The organism is Agarivorans sp. QJM3NY_25, assembly GCF_050870875.2.
In the GTDB taxonomy this organism is placed as follows: Bacteria; Pseudomonadota; Gammaproteobacteria; order Enterobacterales; family Celerinatantimonadaceae; genus Agarivorans.
Window position 1 is genome coordinate 3,707,367 of record NZ_CP194041.2, and the last position, 11,804, is coordinate 3,719,170.

An 11,804-nucleotide genomic window follows, 5' to 3' on the forward strand; every position below is an offset into this window, starting at 1 on the left:
GAGTCAGGTACTGACTCGCGCTATCAATCACTCATCAGCTAGGCAAGTTTGAAACGCGCAATAAAGTGAGTCAGCTCATTAGATACATCTTGCAGCTCATCGCTGATTTCAATACTCGTCAACTCATTGCTACGGATCTTTTCAACAAAACTTTCCACCCGAGACATGTTAGTTCGAACTTCCTGCATAATAGTATTTTGCTGATTAGCGGAGCCTGACATATTAGCGTTCAATTGATGAATTCGCTCAGTAGATTCACGCATCAAATCGAGTTTTTCCATCATCACTTGAGTAATAGCTTGAGAAGAATCACAGCTCGCATGAGTATCATCCATTCTGGAGCTAATATGATGACTGGTTCTCCCCCAAAAATTCAACATGTCATTGATTTGGGTGGTACACGCCGTTGTTTTTGCCGCCAAGGCTCGCACCTCATCCGCCACAACCGCAAAACCTCGACCTTTATCGCCTGCCCTGGCTGCTTCAATCGCCGCATTCAAAGCCAGTAAGTTTGTTTGATCGGCAATAAAACCAATGGTAGAAAGAATATCGCCAATATTTTTGGCCCCTTCATCCATCTCAGATATCGAGTTCGCCACAACACTAATATCTTCAATTAACACTTGCACACTATGAACAGCCTGCTTGCTAGACTCACTGGACTGCTCAACATTAACACGAACATTTTGGGTATATTCGGCGGTTTCGTTGGCCCCTTCTGCGATATTATCGGAAGAAGCACTCAACTGCTCGATAGAGCGTACAATTTCTCGGCTTTCAGCATTATGTTCCTCAATCGCCGAAATATTACGCTTAGATTGCTGACTAAGCTGTTGGATCACCGTGTTAATATGCACATTAGATTCTGAGATATGTACAAAAATCTTCTGCAATTGGTCGGTAAACATATTAATTGAATGACAAATCTCTCCCAACTCATCCTTAGATTTAACTTCCAAGCGCTGAGTTAAATCCCCCTCTCCCTGGGAAAGACCATAAACCAGAGTTCGCAAACGGATTAAGGGTTTAAAGGTAAAATGTAATATAAAAATACTCAGAGAAAGCATAATCAAGGCACAGACTATCAAATAGAAGTTGATGCTTTCATTAATAGACTTGGTGATTCTATGTATATCCGCCACGTCGATAAAACTATTTAAGTGCCAAGTCTGGCCATAAAAATTTAATGTTCCTTCATTCACTTCTAAATTAACACTTGGCTTATTTGAATAAATCAAGGTGTCATTATCAGAAGTAATTTGCAAATAAGTGTTGATTTTATGAAAACGTTTAACCAGAGATCCTAAGTATGTCAAATCAAGCGTAAAAAAATCGACAATATTATTTTTCTTCTTCGAAATAATAACGACAGGTACACCATCTAATATCGATACCTGGCTAACCTGAATACCATCGGGGTGATTTTTAACCTGCTTGATGTAAAGGCTCGCTTCTGCTTTAGGCATGCTTCCCTTATCACTAAGGGCTAAATTATTAATCACCTTTACGACACTTAAAAAACCCAATTTATCCTTGGTTGAACGGATCGCCATAATTCCAAAGTCGACACTTTGAATGAGATCAACTTTCGCTTGAATACTTCTTTCAACCTCTCCACGGATCAAGTTGACCTGACTTTCTACATCACTCACATAGGATTTATAAATATAGGCACTAATCACATGGCGAACACTAAAGTAGGATGAAATGATAGTGACCATAATGGTTGCTATCATCAAGGCGATGATCTTATTTTTAAACGAGAGATACTTCATTCATTTACGATCCTAAATAACCTCAACTCAGCATAAGCAACAGCACTCGATTACGATCTAAAGTCCATTCAGCTCTAAGCTTGCCTGCTACCGTTTGATAAAAAACGAAAAAAAGCGGTGCAATCATGCACCGCTCTGTTCTAATCGGCCTACCACCAAGCTTCGATTTGAACACCTAGTTTGACTGAATCTTCATCTTGAGCAACCTGATCAACAACATTAAAAGATTTTCCTTCGGTATCTTTAAAGTAACTTGCGTAGAAACGAATTTCAGGGCGAGCAAAGAAGCCTTCACCAGTGGCTAAGACTTGTGAAATAGTCACTTTGTTACCACCAGTTTTGCTTTCAGAACCGCTAACCAATTTCTTAGTTTGCGTAAAGTAGCCTAGTTCTAATACTGTTTTATTGTATTTAGACCAGTTATAGGTCGGGCGAGCGACTAACGAAAGCAGCGTTTCATCGTCAACTTTAACACCATTTACAACACCGTGGTCTTGCGCATAACCGTAGGTAAACACATGATCAATAATGATATTATCACCAATGTTAATATCACCAGTATTAATCAAGCGATAACCTTTAGCGCTATTTACATCACCACTCCATACATCGTACCAACCACCGCCTTGCGAGACCGCGTTTTGCGCTAGGCCTTTGTCCATGTATTGCAATACAGTTTTGTTGTAACCCATAGAGAAGCTTTGACTTAGTTCTGCAGTAAGCATCAAGCCATTGTCAAAATCTACGTTATCCTTTTCTTGCTGGTCGGTAGGATTGGTCATACCGTAATCAATACCAACTTCTACCCAAGCGCCCTGCCAAGGTTTCATTCCCGCATAACGAACATCAACATAGTTGATGTTTAAACCATCCTGGTCACCACGAATAATTGCCGTCGACAATGCACCAGGGCCCATTTGAACCCCCTCCAGACCAAAACCGTAACCCGATACATTCCAGTATTTGGTATCGATAATGTGCAAATCATGACGCTGATAAAAACGTTTGCCCGCCCAAACGACCGCTTCTGGAGCAGCAGCAATATACCCTTTGGCTTGCATATTTAACTGCTTGATCGAGAAGTTCGCACTGTCATCGGTGGTCTTTTCTGTCTCAGAAAAACCATCAGATGACATTTCAAACATGCTTTGAAAATAGACACTCTTGCCATCGTCGTTAAATAATTCCTGACCTAGGCCAATTTCAGAATAAGTATCAAATTCATTTCCTAGACGACCAAGCTTTTGCTTCTGAAATTCGTCGCCGCCTTGCACACCGCCGCCGGCTGTATCAATACCTATTCCAGCACGCACATAACCACTAAAATCTACCGCAGACGCTGGCGCTGCCACCATTGCAAGAAGTACCGCAGAAACAACCGGTTTTAAACTATTTTTCATCATAACATCCTTATACTTTTTGTAATTATTGCATCTAGCTTTGCTTTTATAACAAGCCTTAGCCAGAACACATTGTAATATTATTAAACAACAAAAATTCGCGACATTCACCCAACAAATGGAAACGTTTACATTTTTTACTTAATTTTATTAACTTTTGCTATATGAGTCACATATATTGATGGAACTAAAAAAAAGCCAGCTTTTAATAAGCTGGCTAAGACATTACAAGGAATAAGGTTTATAAGACTATATTGGTCTGCTAAATACTTTTACTTCATAGCCAGAAAGTTTAATTTGAGCATTTATTAAACTATGCTGAGTACTTTCATCAACATAGTTTGTATCATCTAATAATAATACTTTCTCTTGAGTTGAAAAATTCATGACAAATAGATACTCAGTGCTTTGATTGTGACGCTTGGTGACCGATATCCCCTGAGGTAATTCGCTATTGATCACCCTCGTTAAGTGATGGCGGCGGATAATCCCTTGATAAAAGTCACGGTTAAAATCGAGACTGTTCTTAGACGTAATATAATAGGCGTAACCTTCGCCTTGGCGATTACAGGTGACAGCTGGCATCCCCGCAAAAAAGTCACTATTGTATCGCGCGATAACCTCAGCCCCTTCGCAATGGATTAATTCACATAGATGGCGCGCTTGGTATGATCCACTCAGACCCAATGGATTAATTGGCTCTGCCACAACTTCTATCCGCTCTTCATCGTAAAGGGAATCTATCTCTTCGGCCCAAATGCCAAGGGTATGACGTAAAGGACTGTCACTTCCGCCTGGGAATCCACCTAAAAAGCACAAATCATTTTGATCAACAATGCCACTCCAATAGGTGGCAACAAATACCCCACCCTGATTAACGAAGGCTTCGATACGCTCTGCAACACCGGGTTTAATCAAATAAAGCATAGGAGCGACAATCACTTTGTATGTAGAGAAGTCAGATAACTGTTCGATGACATCACAGTTAATCCCCTGCTCCCAAAAACCACGGTAATTATCATTCACCGTTTGTTCATAAAACAAACCTTCATTACGTGGGCCTTGCGCATCATCCATAGCCCAACGACTTTCCCAATCAAAAATAATGGCAACTTCTGCTGCCGTTCGACTGCCGGCGAGTCCCGAAAGCTGTTGTAGTCGTTGGCCGACTTGTGCCACTTCTTTACCGACTCGAGTATCAACATGACCGACATGATCGACCACTGCACCATGGAACTTCTCTACCGAACCACGGCTCTTACGCCACTGAAAATACTGCACCGAATCTGAACCATGAGCAACAGCCTGCATTGAGGCAAGCAAATGCATCCCTGGTTTCTTCAACTTTGTCACTGGTTGCCAGTTGGTTTGGCTTGGCGTTGACTCCATTAATAGGAAGGGTTGGTCTTTCAAGCTGCGCATCAAGTCGTGATACATTGCGGTATAACAGGCCAAACCCAGATCATCCTGCCCCTGATGCCACAAGGGATAACTATCCCAAGAAGCAATATCAATGGCCTGACTTAACTTCCAGTAATCATAATCGTAGAAATACTCCATTAGGTTTGCAGTCACCGGCAGCTTGGCATTCACTTTTTTCAAGGGCTTAACTTCTTGCACGCAAAAGTCGGTGACTTGTTCACTCACAAAACGTTTCCAGTCCAACTTCAAACCATGCACTGAATTTTCGCCGATTGACGAAGGCGACTCAATTTGTGACCAACTCGAGTAATTATGACTCCAAAATTGGCTCCACCATTTTTGATTCAGCTCATCCAGGCTCTGATACTTATTTTGTAACCAAAGCCGAAATGCACTTTGACACTCATCACAATGGCAATCGCCACCATATTCATTAGAAATATGCCATGCTATCACCGCTGGGTGGGAGGAATAACGCTCAGCCAATTGCTGATTAATCATTGCCACCTTGGCGCGATAATCGACCGAGGTATAACAATGGTTATGCCGTTCGCCATGCAATTGCTTCACCCGTGCATTGTTCACGCGCAGCACACTGGGATATTTTTGCGATAACCACGCCGGACGAGCGCCACTAGGGGTTGCTAAAAATACCGAGATATTGTTCTCGGCCAAACGATCCAGCACCTGATCCAACCAGCCAAAATTGAACTGGCCTTCTTGAGGCTCTATCGCCGCCCAACTAAAGATGCCAACCGACATCACGTTGCAGCGAACTTGCTTCATTAATTCAATATCTCGTTCGAGAATATCGGGACGATCTAACCATTGCTCTGGATTATAATCCGCCCCATGGAGCAAACCCTTTACATTTGGAATAATTGGCGAAAAATGACTCATAATATGTCCTTAAAACAATGACTACTGACCGTTAAACACTTGCATTGAAGGCAAAACATTTCCTTCAAAATCAAATAAGGCTTGGTTATCCCAAGAATTACCCGCCTGCCAATGATCATCGGTGTAAGTCATACCCTCTTCAGTTGCCCAAGTTGCATTTGCCACCGGTAACCATGCAGGTTCCCAGTAGAAGAGTCCTAAGCCCTGTTGATCAGGCACATTATTTAGTAATTCCATCATGTCTTTGAGAAACTTAGCTTGGCCAAGCACCGATACCGGATAGCCCTCAGCAGGCGTTTCACCGGTATAAGCGTTCGCCAACTGGTCACCATTTTTAGCGGTATAGGCGTAAGACGTTTCGGCAATAATCACCGGTTTGTGGTAGCGTTTCACGACATCCGCAATATTGGCTTTCACCGCCGCCACAGGCCCATGCCAGAAGGGGTAATAAGACATACCAATAATGTCAAAATCAACATCACGCTTGGTTATCTCGTCGAACCACCATCTAAACAGACCGTTATCACCCGCCTTCGCGAGGTGAAGCATAATTTTTACTTGCTGATCACTCCTGTAGGCGGCCTTTACTGAGGTGATACCTGATTTAAGTAACGCAGCCAAACGATCAAATTCTTTGCCATCGCCTCCCCAGCTTTTTCCTTCAGGCCATAACATGCCACTGTTTAACTCATTTCCCACTTGCACCATATCTGGCATTACCCCAGCGTCACGGTGGGCCTGCATCACCTCGGTTGTATAACTCCCCACTTTGCCTACCAATTGCTCAAAAGATAATGTCTCCCAGCCCTTCGGTTTAAACTGTTTTCCCGGATCGGTCCAAAAATCACTGTAGTGAATATCCAACAAGTACTTCATGCCGAGTTGATGAGCGCGTTGGCCAATATCAATTGCCCGAGCTAGGGTCGAATTACCACCACCATAAGGTTTACCGTCTAGCGTTTGTGGATTCACCCACACCCGCATACGTACATAGTTAATCCCATGTTGCTGCATAATTTTTAAGGGATCCATCTGCTGGTGATCTTGATAGTATTTTCCACCAAGCGCCTCAACTTCGGGGATCATCGAGATATCTACCCCTTTAATAAAGTCACTGCGTACCTGAGCTGGAACGATTGACTGTAGCTGAGGTTCAGCATTGGTCTGAGCTGACGAAGACGTGACTGACTGACAGCCCGCTAAGATAACAGAGCTTGACAACACGGCTGCCAAAGAAAGTAGAGTTAAATGTTTCATGGTTACCCTTTTGTGCTTCCTGCGGTTAATCCTGATACAAAGTATTTTTGTAGGGACAAATATAAAATGGCGACTGGAATAGATATCAATACTGCTCCAGCTGCGTAAGTTGTATAACTGGCACCCATTTTTTCGACAACCAAGTTGTACAAACCAATTGGTAAGGTGTAATTGTCGGGGGTACGTAAAATAGTGGTCGCCAAGATAAAATCGCCTAATGGTCCGGTAAAGGAAAACAAAGCGACGACCGCAATAATCGGTTTGGACAAAGGCATAATGATTTCGATGAAGATCCGAAAACTTCCCGCACCATCCATTCGTGCAGACTCGTCCAAGTCCTTAGGAATCGCATCCAAGTAACCTTTCATCAAGTAGGTATTCATTGGGATCATTCCGCCGACATAAACCAATACCAAAGCGATATGGCTATTAATGAGTCCCAACATTTGTGCCAGAACAAAAATGGCGATAAGGGCTGAAAATTGCGGCACCATTTGCAGCAGCAAAAACAGCACTAAGCCATTCTTTCTGCCTTTAAACCTAAACCTAGAAAAGGCGTAAGAAGTACAGCAAACACTAATTAGCGTTAAGACCATAGTCATGACACTAATTTTCAAACTATTCCAATACCAAGTTAAATAAGACACTTTGTCATTTTTAAATAGGGTCAAATAATGACTTAAAGTCGGTTGATCAGGGAATATTGAATCGCCCATGATGCTATTACCAGGATAAAAAGATGCCCCCACCGTCCACATCAAGGGATAAATAATGATGATACTTATCGCGATAATTAGCAGATAACTTAAAGATAACCGAATATATTTACTACGTTTAATGCTCATCGTGAATCCCTTAAGCGACTTCTTTGAAAGACTTGGTCATACGGAATTGCCATAGAGCAATACCCACTACAAAGATAGAAAGAAGCAGAGTAATCGCCGCTGCGATAGAATATTGGGAAGAAGACATGGTTAATTTATAAATCCATGACACCAGAATATCAGTTCCACCTGCATTACTGCCAATCACCGCCGGACCTCCATTATTAAACAAGTAAATAATATTAAAATTATTAAAGTTGAAGGTATATTGAGTAATTAGAATGGGTGCTATCGAATATAAAACCAAAGGTATGGTAATGGTTTTTAATTGCTGATATTTACTCGCGCCATCAATAGTCGCCGCTTCATACAGGTCATTCGGAATCGCCTGTAGTACCCCAGTAGTCATCGCAAATACAAAGGGGAAACCAAGCCATGTTTGAATTAAAATTAATGCTGTTTTAGTCCAGAAAGGGTCAGTTAACCAAGACTTAGGATCAATCCCAAAGGCATGTAATACGACGTTATTTATTACCCCAAAGGTTTCATTAAACATCCCAGTGAAAATAAGGATGGTCACAAAACCGGGGACCGCCCAAGGTAGGATAAAAATAGTTCGAATCAGCGGTTTAAACTTAAGATCTTTTTGATTCACCAGAATCGCTAATAAAACCCCCACCGTGCACTGCAGAGTGGTCGCAAGCAAGGTCCAGATCACGGTCCACTGCAACACATCTATAAAGGTCTTCCGCCATAGATTAATTTCAAAGATATTGATGAAATTTTTAAGGCCAACCCAATCCACTAACTTCGCTGGCGGAGAATTGTATAAATTGTAATTAGTGAAACCAATAGCAAAACCGAAAACGATGGGAAAAACCACCACAAATACCAACAAAATAAAAGCTGGCGAAATCATTAAATAGGGGAAACCAGACTCTAGCACCGTACGATATTGGCGACGAATAGAATTAAGTTCTTTGCCTTGATCTCTCAGTTTTCCATTAATATAGGCATCGTAAATCGATAAGGCGTAAACCCCGATCCCAAACACAGAAACGATCACCGAAATAATACCCTCGGCAAGTAGAAACACAGAGTTATCTTCTGGCAGTGATTCACCTAAAGTGAATAACCCCCAGTAGCCTGATGTTAAAAAATCATGAAAAACCCCAACAAAACTTAGTACGAAAATAAAAAATATCACCGATTTTGCCAGCTGCTTATTATATAACTGACCTAGCCCGGGAATAATAGACAAGCAAGCCGCATAAATACGGTGCTGAGTATTAGAATTAATATTGCTCGGTGATATATCTTGAGACATCGAAGGCATAAATTTTTCCTATACAACTATGTCAGCCTGAAACACTCAGGCTGACAACCACAGACTATTGGCCCATCATCGCTTGATTGGCTTCAATCTGCATTTCAATCGCTTGTACTGCACTATCTAATGCATCTTTTGGCGTCTGTTTACCTGTAGCAATCAGTTGCAAGGCACTATTAGCAGGCCCCCACACTTCATTCATCTCAGGAATCGACGGCATTGGAGTGGCATGTGCTGACTGCATCGCAACCGCTCTCGCACCAGGATTATTTTTAACAATCGGATCATCAATCAAGGCTTTTACTGCTGGAACTTCACCAGTCAGTTCGAAACGACGTTTGGCGTTGTCATAGTTATTAATGAACTCGATATATTTAAGAGCTAGATCTTTATTTTTAGAGTAGGTCGAAACACTGTAACTCTTCACCCCCATGAACGAACTCATCGGTTTACCGTTAGGTAAAGTCGGCAGCGGCGCAACACCGAAGTTAATGCCAGCTTCTTCATAAGGTTTAAAAGACCAAGGGCCGGTCTGTACAATGGCAGCTTTTTTACTAGTAAATAGTGAATCAATCGCATTCGCACCAGAGTCGCCTATGATACCGCTTGGAAATGCACCATTTTTAAAGAATTTCTCGATATATTGACCACCTGCAACCGCACCATCAGTATTCAATAGCAAGTGCTTCGCATCATAAGAACCATCGGCGTTTTTAGCGAAGATATCGCCGCCCATTGCTTTCACAATTCCGTAGGCATAATAAATCTCGTCCCATTTAGCCAACAGACCATAATTACCCTGCTCGCGGGCTTTTAACGACAACTGATAAATCTCTTCCATGGTGGCGGGCAGTTCGGGTAACAAATCTTTGTTATATACCATAACTACGGTTTCTACAGCCTTAGGGATCCCATACAACTGACCTTTGTAACTCAAGGCGTCTATCGATGATTTGGTAAAAGTATCAAGAACTGCAGCATCCACCTTCAACGGCACCAACAAACCTTGAACCACCGCACTACCAATTTGATCGTGAGGTAAGTTAATCACATCAGGACCAGTCCCTGCTGGGCCATCCATCCGTAATGACTCAACTTGGCCGCCATATGGCAGTTCCTGAACCGACACTTTCACATCAAATTTTTGTTCAAATTGCTTCGTTGCTTCTTCATTACCAACTGCTTTTTGAATGTCTTCCCAGACCAACAACTTAGATTGAGCAAACACTGTTGCAGAGCTCAAGGCACTCCCCGCAATAAGTGCGACCGATACTGCTTGGCAAATCGTAAGTTTTTTCATCACGTCTCCTGAATTATTTGTGTAGGATTTATCGCTTATATTGTCGTCAGCCCTGCTCCAGAGAAAACGATTACACCGCAAAGATACGCCTACACAATGCGCAAATTCCACACTAAATAACTATATTCGTGAGCACATACGCAAAAAAAAAGAAAAAAAGGGGTAACGTTTACACTCTCTACGTATAATCCAATGAAAACCTTATCTATCTAATTTGGGAAAACGCCTTTGTCCTCTGATGAAACATATGGCAAAGCGAAAACTAACTCGAGGAAATCCCCTATGGCTTCAATTAAACTAGAGAATGTTGTAAAGCGTTTTGGCGCGACACAGACAATCCATCATGTAAATCTGTCCATTAATAATGGGGAATTTGTGGTTTTTGTTGGACCATCAGGTTGTGGTAAATCAACCCTGCTACGTATGATTGCGGGTCTAGAAGATATCAGCGAAGGTACTATATCAATTAAAGATCGGGTCGTTAACGATGTTCAACCGTCCCAACGAGGCGTGGCAATGGTCTTCCAATCCTATGCCTTATACCCACATATGACCGTCGCCGAAAACATGGGCTATGCCCTAAAAGTGAGTAAAACCCCCAAAGAACAAATTGCAAAGAAAGTTCACCAAGTGGCGCAAGCCCTGCAACTTGAAGCCTTGTTAGACCGAAAACCAGCGCAACTATCTGGCGGTCAACGTCAACGCGTCGCCATTGGTCGAGCAATTATTCGTAACCCAGATGTATTCTTATTTGATGAACCCTTATCCAACTTAGATGCCGAACTACGAGTCGATATGCGGCTACACATTGCCAAACTGCACCAAGAACTAAAATCAACCATGGTCTATGTTACCCATGACCAAGTCGAAGCCATGACTTTGGCAGATAAAATAGTGGTGCTTAAAGAAGGAGCCATTGAGCAATTTGGGAGTCCAATGGATCTTTATTACCATCCAGCGAATAAATTTGTAGCTGGTTTCATCGGTTCACCCAAAATGAACTTTATACCCGCAACCGTCTGCCATTGGTCAGAAGAAACGCTTCGAGTAAAAATTGCAGGGCAAACCCAAGAAACCAGCTTAAATATTAGCACCGAGAAATGCGCACTAGGTGACGAGTTAACTTTAGGGATCCGACCAGAACACCTCAACCTAGATGCAGGTGAGTTTGCTATCGAATTTCAATCTGAAGTGGTCGAGCGTTTAGGCAGCAGCACCTATGTATTTGGTCAAAGCTATGGCATCGAAAACTTTAAATTTCTTAATTCTGGAGATTGCCCACTCAAGCCTTATACATCAATGACGCTTTACACCGATACTGATTCTATTCATGTATTTAATCCGCAAGGGCAAAATATTAAACAATTTAAACCAGTCCTTGAAAACGCAGCCAACGCCTAAGGTCAGCGGAGTATTCAAGATGATTGCTGCAGCGGTTTGTCGACTGTTTCGATAAGGAGAAACCTGTGCTATTTAGTTGTAAAGCAGGCAATATTTCCCTCGACAAATGCTGCCTGGCAGTTTAAGTGGTGATTGAACGATATTTGCGCTGTTCACTCTGTTTCATGGTTCTTAGCGCGAAATATCGACCGATCG

The 11,804-nt window shown here is 42.2% G+C and carries 8 protein-coding genes; 1 reads left to right on the forward strand and 7 read right to left on the reverse strand.

Going from position 1 to position 11,804, the window contains the following annotated elements; all coding sequences use genetic code 11:
* Window positions 1–38 precede the first annotated feature (38 nt).
* From ACRRSW_RS17025 to ACRRSW_RS17055, 7 genes are all read right to left on the reverse strand, one after another.
* The gene (locus tag ACRRSW_RS17025) at window positions 39–1,775 is read right to left on the reverse strand and encodes a methyl-accepting chemotaxis protein (RefSeq protein ID WP_432459935.1); all 1,737 of its coding nucleotides are present in this window, start codon (window positions 1,773–1,775) and stop codon (window positions 39–41) included.
* Window positions 1,776–1,924: 149 nt separating this feature from the next.
* Window positions 1,925–3,178 (reverse strand): maltoporin LamB, encoded by a 1,254-nt coding sequence (gene lamB, locus ACRRSW_RS17030; protein WP_432452064.1) that lies wholly within the window; start codon window positions 3,176–3,178, stop codon window positions 1,925–1,927.
* Between the two features lie 246 nt (window positions 3,179–3,424).
* Window positions 3,425–5,497, reverse strand: coding sequence for a beta-galactosidase (locus tag ACRRSW_RS17035; RefSeq protein ID WP_432459936.1), 2,073 nt, complete (start codon window positions 5,495–5,497; stop codon window positions 3,425–3,427).
* Between the two features lie 21 nt (window positions 5,498–5,518).
* Window positions 5,519–6,754 carry a glycoside hydrolase family 53 protein gene (locus ACRRSW_RS17040; RefSeq protein WP_432452062.1) on the reverse strand — a complete coding sequence of 412 codons (1,236 nt, stop codon included), beginning with the start codon at window positions 6,752–6,754 and terminating at the stop codon, window positions 5,519–5,521.
* A gap of 2 nt (window positions 6,755–6,756) precedes the next feature.
* On the reverse strand, window positions 6,757–7,599 hold the full coding sequence (locus tag ACRRSW_RS17045; protein WP_432452061.1) for a sugar ABC transporter permease: 843 nt from the start codon (window positions 7,597–7,599) through the stop codon (window positions 6,757–6,759).
* A 10-nt stretch (window positions 7,600–7,609) separates the two neighbouring features.
* Window positions 7,610–8,914, reverse strand: coding sequence for an ABC transporter permease subunit (locus ACRRSW_RS17050; protein WP_432452060.1), 1,305 nt, complete (start codon window positions 8,912–8,914; stop codon window positions 7,610–7,612).
* Window positions 8,915–8,969: 55 nt separating this feature from the next.
* A complete protein-coding gene (locus ACRRSW_RS17055; protein WP_432452059.1) occupies window positions 8,970–10,208 on the reverse strand; it encodes an extracellular solute-binding protein in 1,239 nt (412 codons plus the stop codon).
* 282 nt (window positions 10,209–10,490) lie between these two features.
* Here ACRRSW_RS17055 and ACRRSW_RS17060 point away from each other — a divergent pair, with 282 nt between their 5' ends.
* Complete coding sequence (locus ACRRSW_RS17060) at window positions 10,491–11,609, forward strand: ABC transporter ATP-binding protein (RefSeq protein WP_432452058.1); 1,119 nt, start codon at window positions 10,491–10,493, stop codon at window positions 11,607–11,609.
* The last annotated feature ends 195 nt before the right edge of the window (window positions 11,610–11,804 follow it).

Coding starts and splice junctions, on each gene's coding strand:
- ACRRSW_RS17025 (WP_432459935.1), bottom strand. CDS start 1,775: ATGAAGTATCTCTCGTTTAAAAATAAGATCATCGCCTTGATGATAGCA.
- lamB (WP_432452064.1), bottom strand. CDS start 3,178: ATGATGAAAAATAGTTTAAAACCGGTTGTTTCTGCGGTACTTCTTGCA.
- ACRRSW_RS17035 (WP_432459936.1), bottom strand. CDS start 5,497: ATGAGTCATTTTTCGCCAATTATTCCAAATGTAAAGGGTTTGCTCCAT.
- ACRRSW_RS17040 (WP_432452062.1), bottom strand. CDS start 6,754: ATGAAACATTTAACTCTACTTTCTTTGGCAGCCGTGTTGTCAAGCTCT.
- ACRRSW_RS17045 (WP_432452061.1), bottom strand. CDS start 7,599: ATGAGCATTAAACGTAGTAAATATATTCGGTTATCTTTAAGTTATCTG.
- ACRRSW_RS17050 (WP_432452060.1), bottom strand. CDS start 8,914: ATGCCTTCGATGTCTCAAGATATATCACCGAGCAATATTAATTCTAAT.
- ACRRSW_RS17055 (WP_432452059.1), bottom strand. CDS start 10,208: ATGAAAAAACTTACGATTTGCCAAGCAGTATCGGTCGCACTTATTGCG.
- ACRRSW_RS17060 (WP_432452058.1), top strand. CDS start 10,491: ATGGCTTCAATTAAACTAGAGAATGTTGTAAAGCGTTTTGGCGCGACA.